20 protein-coding genes are annotated in these 19,497 nt (G+C 61.1%); 8 read left to right on the top strand and 12 right to left on the bottom strand.

The window, feature by feature from the left end:
- Positions 1-101: 101 nt before the first annotated feature.
- Together FHX16_RS02585 and pgi are read left to right on the top strand one after the other, a co-directional pair.
- On the top strand, positions 102-1,802 hold the full coding sequence (locus FHX16_RS02585; protein WP_183860436.1) for a long-chain fatty acid--CoA ligase: 1,701 nt from the start codon (positions 102-104) through the stop codon (positions 1,800-1,802).
- A gap of 137 nt (positions 1,803-1,939) precedes the next feature.
- A complete protein-coding gene (pgi, locus tag FHX16_RS02580) occupies positions 1,940-3,565 on the top strand; it encodes a glucose-6-phosphate isomerase (RefSeq protein WP_183860438.1) in 1,626 nt (541 codons plus the stop codon).
- An 81-nt stretch (positions 3,566-3,646) separates the two neighbouring features.
- Here the strand turns inward: pgi and FHX16_RS02575 are convergent, their stop codons facing one another.
- The gene (locus tag FHX16_RS02575; protein ID WP_183860440.1) at positions 3,647-3,931 is read right to left on the bottom strand and encodes a BON domain-containing protein; all 285 of its coding nucleotides are present in this window, start codon (positions 3,929-3,931) and stop codon (positions 3,647-3,649) included.
- A 175-nt stretch (positions 3,932-4,106) separates the two neighbouring features.
- On the opposite strand from FHX16_RS02575, the gene FHX16_RS02570 reads away from it, so the two are divergent.
- Entirely contained in the window at positions 4,107-4,907 is an 801-nt protein-coding gene (locus tag FHX16_RS02570) for an alpha/beta fold hydrolase (protein WP_183860442.1), read from the top strand.
- Positions 4,908-4,915: 8 nt separating this feature from the next.
- Here FHX16_RS02570 and FHX16_RS02565 read toward each other — a convergent pair whose 3' ends face one another.
- Together FHX16_RS02565 and FHX16_RS02560 are read right to left on the bottom strand one after the other, a co-directional pair.
- Entirely contained in the window at positions 4,916-5,842 is a 927-nt protein-coding gene (locus FHX16_RS02565; RefSeq protein ID WP_183860444.1) for a carbohydrate kinase, read from the bottom strand.
- Between the two features lie 90 nt (positions 5,843-5,932).
- Positions 5,933-6,622, bottom strand: coding sequence for an orotate phosphoribosyltransferase (locus tag FHX16_RS02560; RefSeq protein WP_183860446.1), 690 nt, complete (start codon positions 6,620-6,622; stop codon positions 5,933-5,935).
- 219 nt (positions 6,623-6,841) lie between these two features.
- Here FHX16_RS02560 and FHX16_RS02555 point away from each other — a divergent pair, with 219 nt between their 5' ends.
- Positions 6,842-8,113, top strand: a complete 1,272-nt coding sequence (locus FHX16_RS02555) for an MgtC/SapB family protein (protein WP_183860448.1) — start codon at positions 6,842-6,844, stop codon at positions 8,111-8,113.
- A 16-nt stretch (positions 8,114-8,129) separates the two neighbouring features.
- On the opposite strand, the gene FHX16_RS02550 is transcribed toward FHX16_RS02555, so the two are convergent.
- Positions 8,130-8,780 carry a TetR/AcrR family transcriptional regulator gene (locus FHX16_RS02550; RefSeq protein ID WP_183860450.1) on the bottom strand — a complete coding sequence of 217 codons (651 nt, stop codon included), beginning with the start codon at positions 8,778-8,780 and terminating at the stop codon, positions 8,130-8,132.
- Between the two features lie 98 nt (positions 8,781-8,878).
- Here FHX16_RS02550 and FHX16_RS02545 point away from each other — a divergent pair, with 98 nt between their 5' ends.
- The gene (locus FHX16_RS02545) at positions 8,879-9,703 is read left to right on the top strand and encodes an NmrA family NAD(P)-binding protein (RefSeq protein WP_183753121.1); all 825 of its coding nucleotides are present in this window, start codon (positions 8,879-8,881) and stop codon (positions 9,701-9,703) included.
- Positions 9,691-10,188: a DUF1772 domain-containing protein gene (locus FHX16_RS02540; protein WP_183753889.1), complete on the top strand. Its 498-nt coding sequence runs from the start codon at positions 9,691-9,693 to the stop codon at positions 10,186-10,188. Before FHX16_RS02545 ends, FHX16_RS02540 begins: the two co-directional genes overlap by 13 nt.
- Positions 10,189-10,221: 33 nt before the next feature.
- On the opposite strand, the gene FHX16_RS02535 is transcribed toward FHX16_RS02540, so the two are convergent.
- The 8 genes from FHX16_RS02535 to FHX16_RS02500 form a co-directional block, all read right to left on the bottom strand.
- The gene (locus FHX16_RS02535) at positions 10,222-10,758 is read right to left on the bottom strand and encodes a glyoxalase superfamily protein (RefSeq protein WP_183860454.1); all 537 of its coding nucleotides are present in this window, start codon (positions 10,756-10,758) and stop codon (positions 10,222-10,224) included.
- A gap of 189 nt (positions 10,759-10,947) precedes the next feature.
- On the bottom strand, positions 10,948-12,126 hold the full coding sequence (locus FHX16_RS02530) for a GGDEF domain-containing protein (RefSeq protein ID WP_183860456.1): 1,179 nt from the start codon (positions 12,124-12,126) through the stop codon (positions 10,948-10,950).
- Positions 12,127-12,306: 180 nt separating this feature from the next.
- Entirely contained in the window at positions 12,307-13,347 is a 1,041-nt protein-coding gene (gene pyrC / locus FHX16_RS02525) for a dihydroorotase (protein ID WP_183860458.1), read from the bottom strand.
- Positions 13,348-13,438: 91 nt separating this feature from the next.
- Complete coding sequence (locus FHX16_RS02520) at positions 13,439-13,789, bottom strand: DUF805 domain-containing protein (RefSeq protein ID WP_183860460.1); 351 nt, start codon at positions 13,787-13,789, stop codon at positions 13,439-13,441.
- Positions 13,790-13,901: 112 nt separating this feature from the next.
- Positions 13,902-14,528 carry a nucleoside triphosphate hydrolase gene (locus tag FHX16_RS02515; protein WP_183860462.1) on the bottom strand — a complete coding sequence of 209 codons (627 nt, stop codon included), beginning with the start codon at positions 14,526-14,528 and terminating at the stop codon, positions 13,902-13,904.
- Complete coding sequence (locus tag FHX16_RS02510; protein WP_183753132.1) at positions 14,525-15,307, bottom strand: ATP-binding cassette domain-containing protein; 783 nt, start codon at positions 15,305-15,307, stop codon at positions 14,525-14,527. The genes FHX16_RS02515 and FHX16_RS02510 overlap by 4 nt, the downstream gene beginning before the upstream one ends.
- 1 nt (position 15,308) lies before the next feature.
- Complete coding sequence (locus tag FHX16_RS02505) at positions 15,309-16,373, bottom strand: ABC transporter permease (protein ID WP_259126420.1); 1,065 nt, start codon at positions 16,371-16,373, stop codon at positions 15,309-15,311.
- Positions 16,374-16,525: 152 nt separating this feature from the next.
- Positions 16,526-17,551, bottom strand: coding sequence for a sugar ABC transporter substrate-binding protein (locus FHX16_RS02500; protein ID WP_016552567.1), 1,026 nt, complete (start codon positions 17,549-17,551; stop codon positions 16,526-16,528).
- Positions 17,552-17,782: 231 nt separating this feature from the next.
- On the opposite strand from FHX16_RS02500, the gene FHX16_RS02495 reads away from it, so the two are divergent.
- The gene (locus tag FHX16_RS02495; protein WP_259126419.1) at positions 17,783-19,030 is read left to right on the top strand and encodes an ROK family transcriptional regulator; all 1,248 of its coding nucleotides are present in this window, start codon (positions 17,783-17,785) and stop codon (positions 19,028-19,030) included.
- Positions 19,014-19,496, top strand: coding sequence for an RbsD/FucU family protein (locus tag FHX16_RS02490; RefSeq protein WP_259126418.1), 483 nt, complete (start codon positions 19,014-19,016; stop codon positions 19,494-19,496). Before FHX16_RS02495 ends, FHX16_RS02490 begins: the two co-directional genes overlap by 17 nt.
- Position 19,497 lies beyond the last annotated feature (1 nt).

Here is a 19,497-nt window from a genome sequence, read left to right as displayed (position 1 = left end):
AACCATTCAGGCGATGACATAAGCTGCCGCGTTGGAAGATGGAGGATCGTCCAATCGGCTTGCCGGTTGGACCGGCCGGCAGCGACAGGGAGAGAGACAATATGAACAGCATTTCCGTCCATCCAGGCGGTGCGAAGCCCGAAAAGCCCTGGCTTGCGACTTATCCCGAGAGTGTGCCGGCAGAGCTTCCCGCACTGGAATACGAATCGTTGGCGGAATTGCTCGAGAAATCCTGCGCGCGCTATGCCAATCGCACCGCCTTTTCCAGCATGGGCAAGACACTGACCTACGGCGCGCTTGAAAGCCAAACCCGCAAGATTGCGGCGTGGCTGCAGAGCATCGGCCTCGAGAAGGGTGATCGCATCGCCGTCATGATGCCGAACGTCCTGCAGAATCCGGTCGCCGTTTACGGCATCCTGCGCGCCGGCTTCGTGGTCGTGAATGTCAATCCGCTTTACACGCCCCGCGAACTGGAACACCAGCTGCGCGATTCCGGCGCCAAGGCCATTTTCGTGCTCGAGAATTTCGCTCGCACGGTCGAGCAGGTGCTGGTCAAAACCGACGTGCGCCATGTCGTCGTCACGTCGCTCGGCGAGATGCTGGGCGCCAAGGGCTTGATCGTCAATCTGCTCGTGCGAAGGGTCAAGAAGCTCGTTCCCTCATGGTCGATCCCCCAGCACAAAACGTTCAAGCAGGTGCTCGGCGAGGGCGCAGGCAAATCACTGAAGCCCGCAAGCCTCAAGGGTAACGACATCGCCTTCCTGCAATACACCGGCGGCACGACGGGCATCGCCAAGGGCGCAGTGCTGACGCACAGGAACCTGCTCTCCAACAAGCTGCAGCTCGAACTCTGGCTGGAATCGGCCTTCGACAAGAAGCCGCGCCCGGAGGTCCTGAACTTCCTCTGCGCCTTGCCGCTCTATCACATCTTCGCGCTGACGGTGAATTCGCTGATGGGCATGTCGCTCGGCGCCCACAATATCCTCGTCGCCAATCCGCGCGATATTCCGGCCCTGGTCAAGGAATTCGGCAAGGTGAAGGTTCATATCTTCCCCGGTCTCAATACGCTCTTCAATGCGCTGATGAACAATGCCGATTTTGCCAAGCTGGACTTCTCTAACATCGTGATGTCGCTCGGTGGCGGCATGGCAGTGCAGCGGCCGGTCGCCGAGCGCTGGATGAAGATCACCGGCTCCCACATTACCGAGGGCTACGGGCTTTCCGAGACCTCGCCGGTGGCGACGGCGAACCGCTTCGATTCGGCGGAGTTCACCGGCTCGATCGGCCTGCCGATCCCCTCCACCGATCTCGACATTCGCGACGAGGACGGCAACTCGCTGCCTCTCGGCGAAATCGGCGAAATCTGCATCCGCGGGCCGCAGGTGATGGCCGGCTATTGGAACAAGCCGGAGGAAACCGCCCGTGTGATGACGGCGGACGGCTATTTCCGCACCGGCGACATGGGTTTCATGGATGCACGCGGCTATACCAAGATCGTCGACCGGAAGAAGGACATGATCCTCGTCTCCGGCTTCAACGTCTATCCGAACGAAATCGAGGAAGTGGCGGCGATGCATCCGGGCATTCTCGAAGCGGCAGCGGTCGGCATCCCCGACGGGCACTCCGGCGAGGCCGTGAAGCTCTTTGTGGTGCGCAAGGATCCGGCGCTGACGGAGGCCGATGTGAAGGCGCATTGCGCTGCGAACCTCACCAACTACAAGCGTCCGCGCTTCGTGGAATTCCGCACCGAGTTGCCAAAGACGCCGGTCGGAAAAATCCTGCGCAAGGATCTCCGCGGCTAAGTTTGACGGTTGCGTGAAATTACGGCCATCCGCTTAGGCGGGTGGCTTTTTTGCGTCCAGGGAGGTCGCCGAACTTGATTTGCGCCCTACAAAGCGAATAGTTTCCGCGACCCTCTCGCCCTGCAAAGGAGCCTCCCATGAATGCCATCGTCGAACAATTGAAGAGCACTGCGGCCGCTACCAAGGCGACTGATCTGCGCGCCGCCTTTGCCGCCGATCCGCAGCGCTTCTCCCATTTTAGCGTGTCGCTTGACGACCTCCTGATGGACTATTCCAAGACGGCGGTGAACGACGAGATTCTAGCTCTCCTGGTTAAGCTCGCGGAAACGGGCGGCGTCGAAGCCAAGCGCGACGAGATGTTCTCAGGCAAGGCGATCAATTTCACTGAAAACCGTGCCGTTCTGCACACCGCTCTGCGCAACCGCTCCAACACGCCGGTGCTGGTTGACGGCAAGGACGTGATGCCCGACGTCAACGCCGTTCTATCAGCCATGGGCACATTCGCCGACGGCATCCGCTCCGGCAGCCTCAAGGGCGCGACCGGCAAGGCGATCACCGACGTCATCAATATCGGCATCGGCGGCTCCGACCTCGGCCCCGTGATGGCGACGCTGGCGTTGGCACCATTCCATGACGGCCCGCGCGCGCATTTCGTTTCCAACATCGATGGCGCCCATATCGCCGATACGCTGAAGCTCGTTCAGCCCGAGACGACGCTCTTCATCGTCGCCTCCAAGACGTTCACGACGGTGGAGACGATGACGAACGCGCAGACGGCGCGCAAGTTCATCGCCGACGCGCTCGGCGAGGCTGCCGTTCAGCATCATTTCGCCGCCGTTTCGACCGCACTCGACAAGGTCGCGGCTTTCGGCATCGGGAGCGAGCGCGTCTTCGGCTTCTGGGATTGGGTGGGCGGCCGTTATTCGCTTTGGTCGGCAATCGGCCTGCCGATCATGATCGCCATCGGGCCGGAGAATTTCATCAAGTTTCTCGAGGGCGCCCATGCCGTCGACAATCACTTCCGCACGGCGCCCGTTACCAAGAACCTACCAATGCTGCTCGGCCTGATCGGCTTCTATCACCGCAATGTGCTCGGCTATCCAACCCGAGCGGTCCTGCCTTATGACCAGCGCCTGTCCCGCTTTCCGGCCTACCTGCAGCAGCTCGACATGGAATCGAACGGCAAGGGCGTCACGATCGACGGCACGCCGGTAGAAGGCAATTCCGGCCCGGTCGTCTGGGGCGAGCCCGGCACCAATGGCCAGCACGCCTTCTACCAGCTGATCCACCAGGGCACGAGCGTCATCCCGGCCGAGTTCATGATCGCGGCGAACGCCTTCGAACCAAATCTCCGCCACCAGCACCAGTTGCTGATCTCGAATGTGCTTGCACAGTCGGAAGCGCTGATGAAGGGGCGTACCTTCGAAGAAGCGAAGAAGCAGCTGACCGACAAGGGCATGGACGACAAAAAGGCCGATTTCATCGCGCCGCACCGTGTCTTCACCGGCAATCGCCCATCGATCACCTTCGTCTACGACAAGCTGACACCCTATGCGCTCGGCCGCCTGATCGCGCTCTACGAGCACCGCGTCTTCGTCGAAGGCGTGCTGTTCCGCATCAACTCGTTCGACCAGTGGGGCGTCGAGCTCGGCAAGGAACTGGCAACCGGGCTGCTGCCCGTCGTGGAAGGCAAGGAAAGCGCCGCCGGTCACGATTCCTCGACACAGGGCCTGGTCGCCGCGCTGGCGAAGCTCGCCAAGTAAGAGCATCGAGACAAAAAAGCTCCCGCGGCTGACCGCGGGAGCTTCTCACAGTTTGCGAACTGGGGGCTCAGAAAGCCGCCTCTAGTTCGGCCTCTTCGGGAAGCCACGACATAGCAGTCGATTGTGAACGTGACTCGACCCGACGATGGCGGCGGCGACATCCACGGCCAGTTCGTCATCTCCACGACAGCGGACAAAGCCTTCAAGCACCACGAAATCGCCAAGCATTGAAACAATGATCTGCGTGCTGTCGAACTCCGATGACGCTTCCAGTGCGCACTTGATCGCGGCTTTGGTCGCCGCCGAACAATGACCGGCTTCGACGCTGCCGAGCGACCAGCCGTGACCGTCAACGCGTAGAACCATTTCTTCTCCTCCAACGTTAAACATTGAAGGTACAGGTCGCAATATTAGCGGTCTATTAAGTATGACATGCGTCGATTTCTACCCAGGCTCGCCCGCGACGCGGTATTTCGCGTAGTCCATGTCGAAATCCGACCTCGCCATGCGTTATAGGTACGTCGCGATGCGGAGAGGTTGAATGAGCGTAACGGACGACGAACTTGTGAATTTCGAAGCGCATGGCGCGGCGCCGCTACCTAGGTCGCAGCACCATGGCTTCGTTGAGAATGACGGCGCCCGCATCTGGTATGCGAGCTACGGCTCCGGTCCGGCCGTGATCCTGTTACATGGTGGGCTCGGCAATGCAGGAAACTGGGGCTTTCAGGTGCCAGCGCTCGTCGCCACGGGCCGGCAAGTCGTCGTCATTGACAGCCGCGGCCACGGCCGCAGCACGCGTGACGCGCGTCCCTATCATTACACGCGGATGTCCGAAGACGTGCTTGCGGTGATGGATCACCTAGGACTGGTAAAGGCCGCGCTCGTCGGCTGGAGCGACGGGGCATGCACGGCGCTTATTCTCGCCGACCAGCGGCCGGAGCGGGTTTCCGGTGTGTTTTTCTTCGCCTGCAACATGGACCCGAGCGGCACGCTTGAATTCAAGCCGACCCCGATCATCGATCGTTGCTTCAGCCGGCATCGAAAGGACTATCGGGCGCTATCCGCCACGCCCGACGCCTTCGAGAGCTTCGTCGGCGACGTGTCGAAGATGATGGCAAGCGAGCCGAACTATAAGCCCGCCGACCTCGCGAGCATCAAGGTGCCGGTCGCGGTCGTGCTCGGAGAGAACGACGAATTCATCAAGCGCGAGCACGCGGATTATCTGGCACGCAGCATTCCCGATGCCGAGTTGATCCTCCTGCCAGAGGTGAGCCATTTCGCACCGCTGCAGCGGCCCGAGCACTTCAACCGCGAAGTGCTCGCCTTTCTCGATCGGTTATAGGCCTCGGCTCAGAGACCGATTTCTTTTGCCCACGGGGGATTGGCTCCGGCGCGCGAGACGGTGACGGCTGCGGCCTTGGCGCCGAGCGAGAGGGCGTTCTGCAGCGCCTTTTCGCTGAGCGACGCGACCTTTTCCTTGGTCAGGAGATCATCGATCTTCAGCGACGCAAGCACGCCGGCGTCGAAGGTATCACCGGCGCCGACGGTATCGACGACGGTAACGCGCTCGCTCGGGACGGTGACCTTGCGTTCGTTGGTGTAGCCTGATGCACCTTCAGCTCCCTTGGTGATGACGACGAGCTTGGCACCCTGCTTCAGCCAGTAGGCCGCCAGGTCGTCATGGCTGCCCTCGAGGCCGAACCACTCCAGATCCTCGTCGGAGAACTTCAGGATGTCGGACTTCGACGCCATGCGCTTGATACGCGCCATATGGGCTTCCTTGTTCTTGATGAAGCCGGGGCGGATGTTTGGATCCAGCGAAATCACCCGCTTGTCGCACTCGCGGTCGAGAAGCGCTTCATAGGTCTCGCCGCAAGGGCTGGGGATCAGGCTGATCGCGCCGAAATGCAGCGCCTCGCAATCGTCGCCGAGAACGGGCAGGTCTTCGGTCGTGATCATGCGCCCGGCCGTGCCTTCGTCGTAGAAGGCATAGGTGGCCTGACCGTTGACGAGCTTGACGAAGGCGACCGTCGACGGGCGCGGGGTAATGGCGCAGAGGCTGAAGTCGACATTGCTCGCCTTCAGCGTATCGCGCAGGATCTCGCCCATCATATCGTCGGCGAGGCCGGTGAAGAAGGCCGTCGGGATGCCGAGGCGTCCGAGCGCGATCGCCGTATTGAAGATCGCACCGCCGGCGTAGGGCGCAAACCCCTTCTCACCGAGAGTCGTTTCCCGCGGCAACATGTCAATCAGCGCTTCGCCACAGCACAAAATCATTCCGGCCTCCCAAGCATTACGATCCATCGATGTTCAAATCGATTAGATAATTTCGTGGCAAAAGCAAAGCGCCGCGACGCAATTCTTCATTCAAAGTGATGAAATGCCGCCGTTGCGTCCGGACCATGCGAGCGGCGCATCGAGGAACGCTTCGACTTCGTTCAGAATCTTCTCGTCGAACAGCTTCTGCGCCTTGGCGACCGCCAGAACATCGCGCCAGGTGGCGATGTAGTGCAGCTTCACCTTGCCATCGGCAAAGCGCAACGCGCCTTCATCGAAAATGCCGTAATAAAACAGCGCGATACCGTGATCGACCACGCCACCGGCAGCCCTGACAGCATCGATGAACTTGAACATGCTGCCGCCTGCCGTCGTCAGGTCCTCGATGACGAGGACGCGCGAGCCCTCCGGCATGTTGCCTTCGATCTGTGCGTTGCGGCCGTGACCCTTCGGTTGCTTGCGGACATAGATCATCGGCAGGCTGAGGCGATCGGCGAGCAGTGCCGCAAACGGGATGCCCGCGGTCTCGCCACCGGCAATGCAATCGAACTGCTCGAAACCGGCTTCGCGCAGCACGACGCTGGCGGCAAAATCCATCACGGTCGAGCGGACGCGCGGGAAAGAGAGCAGCTTGCGGCAATCGATGTAGACCGGACTCGCCATGCCGGACGCGAACTTGTAGGGCTGGGCAGCATTGAAATGCACCGCCTTGATCTCCCAGAGCATCTTCGCCACGAGTTCCGCCATCGCGGCGCGGTCGGTGAATGTCGTCTGGATCATCGCTCTCTCCTTTGGTCAAATCTATGGGCCAATAGCAGCAAGCGCGACAGTTTTCCAGAACGGCCAGCGGTTCGATACTCAGAAAACGTCCTGACGATCGAACGGTGTCGCCGGCGCCGCACTCCAGCCACGCAGCGTTCGAGGCCTTGAGGCCGCAATGCACCAATTCTTTCAGATATTTGCGCTTGCGCGCGTATAAAGCGGCGATATCGTCATGCCATGGACCATATCGAAGTTTTCCAGCGCCTCGGCGTGGCGCTTGCCATCGGCCTCCTCGTCGGCGTCGAACGAGGCTGGCAGGAGCGTCAGATCCGTGCTGGAGGCAGGGCCGCGGGTATCCGCACGTTCGGCCTCACCGGCTTTCTCGGCGGAATAGCCGGAACGCTTCAATCCATGACGGGTCCGTATCTCCCTGCGACGATCGCAGTGCTGTTGGGTCTCGTTTACATAGCCGGTAAGTGGCAGGAGACGGAGGAGAACCACGATTATGGCATTACCACCGTCGTCGCCGCCCTTGTGGTATTCGGGCTCGGCGTCCTGGCTGCCGTCGGCGACGTTGTGACCGCGGCAGCCGGCGCCGTCGCAACGACGGTCATTCTCGCGGCGCGCCACAGCCTGCACGGCTTTCTCAGAGGGTTGACGTGGGTGGAACTCCGTTCCGCCCTGCTGCTGCTCGCGATGACCGTGATTGCTCTGCCACTGCTGCCGGACAGAGCGCTTGATCCCTGGGGTGCGCTCAATCCTTACTCGCTCTGGCTCTTGACGATCACCATAGCGGCGCTGTCCTTTGCCGGCTACATCGCGATCCGATTGATGGGCAGCGGTCGAGGCGTTCTGCTCGCCGGGGCGGCAGGCGGGCTTGTCTCGTCGACGGCCTTGACGCTGTCCTTCGCCCGCTATTCAGCGGAGGCACCTGAAGGTGCGCGGCATCTTGCGGCCGGCGCTGGCATTGCTGGCGCCCTCTCCTACGCTCGCGTTCTTGTCATCGCCAGTGCCCTGTCCTTCACGATGCTGGTACCGCTCGCCTCAGCGCTCGTCCCGGCGATCATCGGTTTTGTGGCCGCCGGCCTGTTTGCAGCGTGGCGTTCCAAGACTGCCACCGAGGCGCCGGAGATTGACCTGAAAAACCCCTTCGAGCTCACGACCGTCATCTCCTTCGCGGCGCTGCTCGGTCTCATCAGCCTCGTGTCGAAGATGGCGATCGACTACGTCGGGGCATCCGCGCTCTTCGTCGTGGCAGCCATCTCCGGCCTCGTCGATGTCGATGCCATCACGCTTTCCACGGCACGCCTCGTCGGCTCGACGATCGATGTGACGACGGCGGCCGATGTCATCCTGATCGCCGTCGCGGTCAATACCATCACGAAGGTTGTACTGGCCTTCACGGCCGGACGCCGGGAATACGCGATGGCGCTCGGTGAAGCGTCGGCGGTGGCGGTCGTGCTCGGAGGCGTGGGCTACTTCACAGCGCGCAGTTTCCTGCCGGCTTAGCCGATTGCGCCAGCGGCTAAGACAGTCGCGCGATATCGGCCGGCAGCATTCGTTGATAAAGGGCAATCGCTGCCTGTCCCTCGGCATCATCCAGCGAAATCGCGTAGCGGACGGCGGCGGCGAGAAGCTGCATCGTCAGTCTGGCAACGGCGATCAGCTCGCTTCTGCTCCGCTCCGGCTCCAGCTTTGCAAGAACGGAAAACAAGGCCTGGGCATGAAACTCCATGTCCTCGGCATCGACCTGCTGCAGCAGCCGGTCGGCCTGGGTGGCGATCCAAATGTCTCGCATCACCGGCTCCTGCCGGAAAAAGGCGTAGTACTGGTCGGCGATGTTGCAGAGAGCCTGGCGGAGCGTCTTCGCGTCCGCCACTGTTGCGAGCTCCGCCTCGACGCAAGCCCTGCCCTGCTCGTTGAAGCGCTCAGCAAGCGTGCGGATGATCGAACTCTTGTCGGGGAAATACTGATAGAGCGCCCCGAAGGATAGCTCGGCCTTTTCAACGATCTCGCTCATTTTCAGCGCGTCGCTGCCATTCCTCTCGATCAGTTCCAGCGCCGCCGACAAGATCTTCTCGAAACGCTCCCGGCCTCGCTTCTGCTGCGGGATGCGGCGTGGCTGGCCGGTCTGTTCCGGCTGTCGTCTGCGCCTGGCGGCAACCTTGTCGCCCATTCCGCTCTCCATTTTTCACTTGACGATCAAAATAAGAGAGTTTATCTCATTTTGCAAATGGGAGACTTTCTCTTATTTTGATCGGAGGAGTGTTCAGCATGCAAGATTCCGAAATCATTCTCATCGGCGGCTCAGGCAAAACAGGTGGCCGCGTGGCCGACCGGCTGAAGAAGAGAGAACTTGGCTTCCGCTTTGCCTCCCGCTCCAGCGTGCGGCCATTCGATTGGGAAAAGCCGGCCGCCTGGGCCGCAGCGCTCGTCGGAGCAAAAAGCGCCTATGTGAGCTTTCAGCCTGACCTTTCCGTATCTTGGGCCGCCGATGCAATCGGCAGACTCGCCCACACGGCTATCGACTGTGGCCTTACGCATATGGTGCTGTTGTCCGGTCGCGGCGAGGAAGGTGCGCACCGGGCGGAGGATGCGCTCAAGGCATCCGGCATCGGCTACACCATCCTGCGCGCCTCGTGGTTCTGCCAGAACTTCAGCGAGGGCGCCTTTGCCGAGCCGATCGGCGCGGGTCTATTGGCGCTTCCGGCGGGCGCGGTGAAAGAACCTTTCGTCGATGCGGACGACATTGCCGACGCGGCCGTTGCTGCGTTGACCGATACCCGACACCTCGGGAAGACCTACGAACTGACCGGTCCGCGGGCGCTGACCTTCCGCGAGGCCGTCGCCGAGATCGCTGCAGCGAGCGGCAGGGACCTCAGCTATGAGCAGATCTCAATGGGAGAGTTCAGGGAGGGTCTTGCGGCCGCCGGGCTGCCGAAAGACATCATCGACCTGCTCGAGGAGCTCTTCACGCAGGTGCTTGACGGCAGGAATTCGCAGGTTGCGAGTGGAGTCGCGGATATTCTAGGCCGCCCTGCCAGGGATTTCGGTGTTTATGCTCGAGATGCCGCGGCATGTCGCACATGGAGGGTATGACAGTGGCAGGTGTTCTCGGTATCGTTTTGGCGGCCGCTGCGATCGGCAGCGGCCTCGTCGCGGGTATCTTCTTTGCCTTCTCGACCTTCATCATGACCTCGTTTGCCCGCATTCCTCCCGAGCAGGGCATCGCCGCGATGAACTCCATCAACCTCACGATCGTGCGCTCGCCCTTCATGCTGCTGTTCGTGCCGACGGCGGCCCTCTGTCTCGTGATCGCCGCCTTCGCGTTCCTTCATTGGCGTGGTGGCCTCAGCGTTTGGATGCTCGCGGGCGCAGCGCTCTATCTGCTTGCATCGTTTCTCTCGACGATCGTCTTCAACGTGCCGATGAATGACGCCTTGGCAAAGGTGAGCGGCAGCGGCGCCGAGGCGACCGCTCTCTGGACCAGCTATCTCAAGGACTGGACATGGTGGAACCATGTCAGGACGGTCGCCTCGCTGCTCGCCTCGATCGCCTTCGTGCGCGCCCTAATACTAATATGAAAAGGCGGGGGCGATCTTCCCGCCCTGCCGGCGTTACGTCCGCTCGCAGAATGTTAGCCGGTTATTGAAGGGGTCAATGACCTCCATTTCCAGGCCCCACGGTGCTTCCTGCAAACCGGGCTTCATATAGCGATAGTCCTTGGCCGCAAGTTCCGCCTGAAAGGCGCGAACGCCGGTGACGGGAATGAAGGCGCGGGCACCGGGGCTGGCATCGCCGGAATGCTCGCTGAGGTGCAAGATCATGCCGCTTCTCGATACCTGGCAGTAGAGCGGGAAATGATCGCCGAAGCGGTGCTCCCAATCGAGGGCGAAGCCGAGGAAGCCGCAATAGAACTCCTTCGTCTTGTCGACGTCGAAGATGCGGAAGATCGGGATTGGTGGCTGGATAGCAATGGCCGACGGCGCCGCTTCCTGCTCGTCAAGCTTGGCCGATAGGATATTCCATTGATCGAAGCCGAATTGGCGAGCAACGATCTCCAGAGTTTCGCTGTGCGTGAGGTCTATATTGCGGGCGGCCATTGCCTGCCGCAACGCTTTCGCCATGAGTTTGGCGTCGCGAAAATCGCGCATGATTCATTCCTTCCGTTGGCGGCAAACAGGATGATCAGTGCCCGCGTCTGCTGACCCGTTCGCCATCGATCGCCAAACGGCAAGGGATGTGAAGGAGGTATCTGGATGCATTCACCATCGCGCTTTCGCGCCGCGGGGCGGCTGGCCGCATCCGGCCGACTGCGACCATAGGCGAGCCGACGTTTCCGATCAAGAGCCGGTGCGAACGGGTCCGGCCGGTACGGAATGGAGACGGCTTGCAAGCTCGATCCGGTTACGACCCGCACGCTTGGCTTCGTAGAGCGCCTTGTCGGCGGCGCTCAGCATGGCGTCGAAATCCATTGGCATTGATCGCCCCGGCGCGACGCCGACGCTGACCGTGCATTTAAGGGTTTCGTCCTCAAGATAGATCTCTCGGGCGGCGAATGCCTTGCGGATGCGCTCCGCCACCATTTCGGCGCGGCCCGGCGCCATCTCTTTCAAAACCAGCGCAAACTCCTCGCCACCCAAACGGGCGGCGGTATCGCCGGCCCGGCAATTCGCAGCGAGCTCGCCGGCAAAGACCTTCAGCACGCGGTCGCCGCCGGCATGTCCGAACGTGTCGTTGATCGATTTGAAGTGATCGAGATCGAACACCAGGACGGCGGTCGCCGGCCCCATGGTGCCCTGTCCATAGCGATCGAAAAGAGCCCGCCGGTTCACAAGCCCCGTGAGCGGATCCGTCATGGCATCCAGGCGATGGCGAGCGGCGAGCCGCCACTGATGAAGCGCCAGCGACAGCGCGCCGATACCGGTCATGCTGGCGATGCAGATCGCAAGGCTTAGATCCTCGGCCCAATTGCTGGGCGCAACCCCGAGGACCATCTTTCCATCGGCAATCAGAACGGCGGCGCAAAGCACAAAGGAGATCGCCGTCAGGGCATAGAGGCCGGTAATTCCCGTCAAAGGCGCCGGCGCCTCCGCGCGCGCCCGCCAGTACTGATGGGCCGTGGCAAAAAGCAATACGGCGATCGCGAGGTTATCCGCGATGAAGGCCAGCCCGTCCAATCCAAGCAGCAACAGCGGGATCGAGACGAGCATCGCGGCGAGAGCGCAGCAAATGATGGCAATGCGCGGCAGCTTGCCAGTTCGGAATTGATAGCCGGCACCCCAAACAGCGGCAAAGCCGGCATGGAACAACACGAAGGCAACGACGGCAAGGCCCATCTTGGGCTCGTCGACATAAAGACCATAGGCGACAATGCCGCTGACGATCAGAACAAGACCGAAGGTACAGGTTAAGAGAAAAGTCTCGGTCCGGCGCGCAAACCAACTCCCGAGCAGCGTGACAGCAAGACACGTGGCCGAGACTGCAAGCGCCATCAAAAGGGAATTGTAATCAAGCGTCATGCTTTATCGCGACGGCTGCCGCGCCCCTCATTCGTGCGAAGCCTACGAGTCTGCTATGAGGAATGTCTTACCTATTTCGTTAAAAATTCATGCATTTAAATCAACAATAAGGCGCGGACAGCACATTGCCGCCGCCCTGAAAGAACAGCAGCAGTAAAAACTGCGTGATGCCAGCAAATCCTACCGCTCAACGTCCCAATGGAGCGGGAACATTGGATCGAAAACTGTAACTAGGCCCCCGCCGGTTTCAACTTTACCTGGAAAATTGACCGGCTCTTCACGCTTGACCAGCGTTATTCTTTCTTCGTTCACCGGCAGACCATACCAGACGGGTCCGTTCAGCGACGCAAAGGTCTCGAGCTTGTCGAGAGCGTTTTCCTGTTCGAAGACATGCGCAAGGCAACTCATCGTGTTGATCGAGGTGTAGATGCCGGCGCAGCCGCAGGCGCATTCCTTCAACGGATCGACATGCGGAGCCGAATCCGTGCCGAGGAAGAAACGCGGATCGCCGCTCGTTGCGGCGGCACGCAACGCAAGCCGGTGATTTTCGCGCTTGGCGACCGGCAGGCAATAGTAATGCGGGCGGATACCGCCGACGAGAATGGCGTTGCGGTTGATGATCAGGTGGTGCGTCGTGATCGACCCTGCAAGATTGGCCTTCGCAGACTTGATGTAGTCGATGCCGTCCTTGGTGGTCACGTGCTCCATCGTGACCTTGAGTTCGGGCAGACGCTTGCGCAGGGGATCGAGCACCGTTTCAATGAACACCGCTTCGCGATCGAAGATGTCAACCTCAGATGTCGTCACCTCGCCGTGAACGCAAAGCGGAAGTCCGATCTTCGCCATCCGCTCCAGCACCGGCATCGCCTTTTCGATATCGCGCACGCCGCCATGCGAGTTGGTCGTCGCACCAGCCGGGTAGAGCTTGACCGCGGTGATGAGCCCGCTTGTCTTGCCGGCTTCGACGTCATCTGGGTTGGTATGTTCCGTCAGATAGAGCGTCATCAGCGGCTGGAACCTGTCGCCCTTTGGTAGTGCCGCCATGATGCGACCGCGATAGGCTTCAGCATCCGCGGTGGTGACCACCGGAGGCACCAGGTTCGGCATGATGATTGCGCGGGCGAAGTCGCGGCTGGTATCACCAATCACACCCTCCAACATGGCTCCATCACGCAGGTGAAGGTGCCAATCATCGGGGCGACGGATGGTGATCGATTGCATGCGCTGAAACTCCGCGGGCTGCTGATAACGTTCAGCCCTGCGCATTATCACCCCGAAGCGGGGCATGGCAAACATTTTGCCCGCGGCTCTTTCAAGCAGATGGTGAACCGTATTCGTTGACGCCTGATGTGCCGGGGCTGAGATACCAGACGAGCAGAACGATCCAGCCTACGAGCGGAATGATGCCGACGAGGATCCACCAGCCGGAGCGGCCGACATCATGAAGGCGGCGGATCGCCACGCCCAGGCCGGGAAGCAGGACGGCAAGCCCGTAGATTGCGCCAAGAATCTCGTGGCCGAAGAGAAGATAGTCGACGACGGCCAGGATCAGCGATGCGACAACATTGAAGAGCGCAAACCACCAAAATTCCGGTCGCCCGGCGCGCCCGCTGAAAACGGCATATTTAGAGAAGACTGACGAGACTGCTTCGGTGAAGCTCATGCGCTATCCCTCCATGTCCAAGCGTTCCGCTCACAAAGCGGAAGTTGCATGTAGGCGAGCGTGCAACGATTCCATCTATTGCCGCAAGGCTGCTTGGCCCGGCAGAGGCGGATCAGGCTACCTCAAGCGTTACGTCCGCCCTACGGCGGTTACCGAGGATCAGCCGGCCATTGGGGAGGTCGTTGCCATAGACCTTGGCGCTCGCTTCCTCTTCGCTGAGCTTGTAGCCGCGCCAACGCTCCCACAGCCGTTCCTCGAGCACCTCGATCGGTGGCGCAAGCATGACCGAGTAGTCGAAGATGCCTTCGAGCTCCGCCCATTTGCCTTGGCTGAAAAGCAGGTAGTTGCCTTCGACGATGATAAACCGATGTTCCGGCGAGACGACGCGCGCCGAGGCGATGGCAAGTTCGCGGGAACGATCGAAAACCGGGATCAACACTTCCTGGTCGGCCGGACGCACGGCGCGGATGATATCGAGGAAGCCGCGGACATCGAAGGTCTCCGGGATACCTTTCCGGGAAAGCAGGCCACGTTCGATGAGGATGGCGTTGTCCATATGGAAGCCGTCCATCGGCAGGACCTCGGCCGTCTCTCCTCTAGCTCTGAGGGCGTCGCCGAGATTGTCCGCCATGGTCGACTTGCCAGCGCCGGGCGGGCCGGCGATGGCGATCAGGAAGCGCTTTACATCGCCGGCGCGGCTGACGACGTCGCCGGCGATTTCATCGATCGTTACGCTCATGCTGCGACCGGCTCCGTCGGAGCCGCCTTGGCGCCGGTCATGAAGGCGACGGCGTCCGACATCGTATATTCCTTCGGATTGATGACCGTGAGGCGACGTCCAAGCCGATGGATATGGATGCGGTCGGCAACCTCGAAAACGTGTGGCATGTTGTGAGAGATCAGCACGATCGGCAAGCCGCGCGAACGGACGTCGAGGATGAGTTCCAGCACCTTGCGGCTTTCCTTGACGCCAAGAGCCGCCGTTGGCTCGTCCATGATGACGACCTTCGATCCGAAGGCGGCCGCCCGCGCGACCGCCACACCCTGGCGCTGGCCGCCCGAAAGGGTTTCGACGGCCTGGTTGATGTTCTGGATGGTCATCAGGCCAAGCTCGGTCAGCTTGTCGCGAGCCCGTTTCTCCATCGCCGGGCGGTCGAGCATGCGGAACCAGCTACCGAGGATGCCGGGCCTGCGGATCTCGCGACCGAGGAACATATTGTCCGCGATCGACAGCGCCGGCGACAAGGCGAGGTTCTGGTAGACCGTCTCGATGCCGGCTTCGCGCGCCTCCATCGGCGACTTGAAGTTGACGGTCTTGCCCTCCAGCGTGATCTCGCCTTCATCGGGCGTGATGGCGCCGGAGATCGCCTTGATGAGCGACGATTTGCCGGCACCGTTGTCGCCGATGACGGCCAGGATCTCGCCTGGGTACAGATCGAAATCGGCATGATCGAGCGCGGTAACGCGTCCGTAGCGCTTGACCAGACCGCGTGCCGAGAGAAGAGGTTCGTTCGCCATATTACACCGACACCTTTCTGATCCACTGGTCGATTGCGACTGCGGCGATGATAAGCACGCCGGTGAGCAACACCTTCCACTGCGGATCGGCGCCGAGCATGTTGAGGCCCATCGAGACAACGCCGACGATCATCGCGCCGAACAGGGTGCCGAGGATCGAGCCGCGGCCACCGAAGAGCGAGATGCCGCCGATCACGGTTGCCGTGATGGCCTGCAGGTTATAATCCGTCACTGCTGACGAGGGAGAGATCGAGCCATTTCGGCCGATCGAGACCCAGGCTGCGAAGGCGGCAATCACACCCGAAACCGTATAGACCGTGAGCAGGACGCTCTTCGTCTGGATACCCGAAAGCTTTGCCGCTTCGGGATCATCACCGACGGCGTAGACGTGGCGCCCCCAAGCGGTGTGGTTGAGGATATACCAGAGCGCAAGGACGAGCAGCACCATGGCAATGACGCCGAGCGTCAGGACTGCACTGCCGAGCCTGAAGCTGATTGCAAAGAAATGCAGCAACGGCGCCTGCGTGTCGACATCGGTGTCGCGGATCGTTTCGTTGGCGGAATAGATGAAGTTCGTGGCCATCACGATGTTCCACGTACCGAGCGTCACGATGAACGGCGGCAGCTTCATGAACGCGACGAGGAAGCCGTTCAGTAGACCGCAAAAGCCGCCGACCAGCAGGCCGGCCAGCACCGCGATGGGCGTTGGAATGCCATAGGTGATGGCGCAATTGCCCATGATGACGGCCGAAATAACCATGATCACGCCGATCGAGAGATCGATGCCCGCTGTGAGAATAACCAGAGTCTGCGCGGCGCCGAGAATACCGACGATGGCTATCTGCTGAAGAATAAGCGTCAGCGTGTAGGACGAGAAGAAGCGTCCGCCAAGCGCGATCCCGAAGATAATGATCGACAGCACGAGCACGATCAGCGGCACGGCGGCCGGCGTCGAGTGCAGGAAGTGCTGCGCACGCTTCACAAATGGTACGGCTTGATGCTCGAACGACGCGACATTCTTGTCGCTTCCGTCAAGCACCCGTTCGAAGTCTTGTGCTCCGGTCATTGTTTCTCCTCCGCTTTCGCGCCAAACCGCGCGCGGAAGCCCTGCCCCATATCGCTCCGGTCTTTGTTCGCCGGCTCCCGAGACAACAGCTATGGTCGGTCGAAACCGGCCGAGGATCAAGCCCCGGCCGGCGGTAAGTTATATCGCGGGATTTAGCCCCAGCACTTGTCGGTGCCGACCTTCGTGTCGATCGACTCGAGGCCCGAAACCGGCTTGTCGGTCACCAGCGAAACGCCGGTGTCGAAGAAGGACTTGCCTTCGGTCGGCTTCGGCTTTTCACCGCTGTCGGCAAACTTCTTGATCGCCTCGATGCCAAGCGACGCCATGAGCAGCGGATACTGCTGCGAGGTAGCGCCGATCACGCCTTCCTTGACCGACTTCACACCCGGGCAACCGCCGTCAACCGAGACGATCAGAACGTTCTTTTCCATGCCGACAGCCTTGAGGGCCTGGTAGGCGCCAACAGCAGCCGGCTCGTTGATCGTGTGAATGACGTTGATGCTCGGATCCTTCTGCAGAAGGTTTTCCATGGCCTTGCGGCCGCCTTCTTCGTTGCCGTTCGTTACGTCGTGACCGACGATGCGCGCATCGTCTTCATCGCCGATCTTGTTCGGATCCTTGGTGTCGATGCCGAAGCCCATCATGAAGCCCTGGTCGCGCAGAACGTCGACGGTCGGCTGCGATGGCGTCAGGTCGAGGAAGCCGACCTTGGCATCCTTTGCCTTGTCGCCGAGCGTTTCCTTCGCCCACTGGCCGATCAGCTTGCCGGCGAGCAGGTTGTCGGTTGCGAAGGTTGCGTCGGCAGCGTCAGCCGGATCGAGCGGCGTGTCGAGTGCGATGACCAGCAGGCCTGCGTCGCGAGCCTTCTTGACCGAGGGAACGATACCCTTGGTGTCGGACGCGGTGATCAGGATACCCTTCGCGCCGTCGGCAATGCAGCTTTCGATCGCGGCAACCTGGCTTTCGCTGTCACCATCGATCTTGCCAGCGTAGGACTTCAGCGTGACGCCCAGTTCCTTGGCCTTGGCCGTCGCGCCTTCCTTCATCTTCACGAAGAAGGGATTGGTGTCGGTCTTGGTGATGAGGCAGGCCGAAACGTCAGCTGCCATGGCAGGCGCCGAGAAGGCGACCCCTAGAGCGAGCGCGCCGAGCGCGGCGGAAAGCACTGATTTCTTCATTGAGTCCTCCCAGAGATTTGCCGACCCGCCCCAGGCGGTGCCGGAATTGACAAGCACAAGAACCGCTGCGGTCTCGCCGGCGGCCTCCCCCAAGCCGTTCCGTGCCGTTGACGATGGCAATTAAGAGCGAAAGAAATCGCCTTGTCAATAAATAAATCCAATTGAATTATTAATTCCGTATGGCATGCTTGGCAAAAATGGAGCATAGACCAAGAGGCGGGAGGAGCGGCTATGTCGTCTTTGGACGGTCCGGTGCAGACACCGGCCCAACTGCCTATTTTGAGTCCGGCCGGGGGCGCGAACCAGATCAGGGTGCGCGCTTATAACGAGCGGCTTGTGCTGTCGCTGGTGCGCCTCTACGGCTCCCAGTCGAAGGCGGATATTGCACGTCGAACCGGTCTTTCAGCGCAGACGGTCTCCGTCATCATGCGGGCACTGGAGAAGGAAGGGCTGCTCTCCCGCGGCGAGCCGGTGCGCGGTCGGGTTGGTCAACCATCGATCCCGATGCGCCTCAATCCGGATGCGGTCTACTCGTTCGGCGTAAAAATGGGCCGACGCAGCGCCGACTTGGTGCTGATGGATTTCCTTGGCCAGATCCGCCTGCAACTGCACAAGACCTACGCCTATCCGCTGCCCGATACTTTCCTGGACTTCATCACCTCCGGCATCCAAGAGCTCGAAGGCCGGCTCGACGAGAAGCAGCGCAGCCGCATCGCAGGCATCGGCATTGCCGCCCCGTTCGAACTCTGGAACTGGGAGGAAGAGGTCGGCTCTCCCAAAGGCGCGATGGATGTGTGGCGCGACTTCGATCTCCATGCCGAGATTACTGCGCGCGTTCCCTATCCGGTCTACCTGCAGAACGATGCGACAAGCGCCTGCGGCGCCGAGCTCGTGTTCGGTATCGGCCCCTCCTATCCCGATTTCGTCTATTTCTTCATCGGCTCCTTCATCGGCGGCGGCATCGTTCTCAATTCAGCGATCTTTTCCGGACGCACCGGCACGGCCGGAGCCATTGGCCCCCTTCCCGTCCGCGGCAAGAACGGTGAGACGCTGCAGCTGCTGGAGGTCGCCTCGATCTTCGTGCTGGAAAACATGCTGCGCGAACGCGGCATTGACCCGCAGCCGCTGTGGTATTCTGCCGACGACTGGATCGATTTCGGCGAGCCGCTCGAAACGTGGATCCAGGACACCGCCAAAGCGCTCGCGCAGGCAATCGTCGCCGCGGCCTCGATCATCGACTTCAGCGCGGCCGTCATCGACGGCGGCTTTCCCGGATGGGTGCGGGAGCGGATTGTGCAGGCGACGATCCGCGAGGCGGATCTGCTCGACCTTCAGGGTGTTGTCATGCCTGATATCATCGAGGGCGCGGTTGGCGCCCATGCGCGCGCCATCGGCGGCGCCAGTCTGCCGATCTTCGCGCGCTACCTCACGGACCAGAACGTTCTATTCAAGGAGGTCGAATATGCTGAAGGGACTTAACCCGCTTCTGAGCCCCGAACTGCTTTCGACGCTGCGTGCCATGGGGCATGGCGACGAGATCGCGATCGTCGACGGCAATTATCCGGGTGTCGAGCATGCGCGGCGGCTGATTCGCCTCGATGGCCATGGCATCGTGCGCGTTCTCGACGCCGTCTTGAGCGTCCTGCCGATCGACGATTTCGTGCAGGACGCGATCTTCCGCTCCACCGTCAAGGCCGATCGCGACAAACTCGATCCTGTGCATGAGGAAATGATCGACTGCTGCGCCCGTCACGAGCCGCACCGACAGGTGGTGCCACTCGTCGGCGCCGACTTTTACAATCGCGTGCGGGCCGCCCATGCCGTGATCCAGACCAGCGAACCACGGCTTTACGCCAATATCATCCTGCGCAAGGGTGTCATCTACCCGGAGCAGGTGGGCGACCACGCCGTTGAAAAGGCAGAGCTCGACCCCTTCACTTACTGAG

The sequence above is a fragment of the Rhizobium sp. BK661 genome, from assembly GCF_024808825.1.
In the GTDB taxonomy this organism is placed as follows: Bacteria; Pseudomonadota; Alphaproteobacteria; order Rhizobiales; family Rhizobiaceae; genus Rhizobium.
Note: the sequence above shows the minus strand (reverse complement) of the source record. Positions and strands in the feature narration are given on the sequence as shown.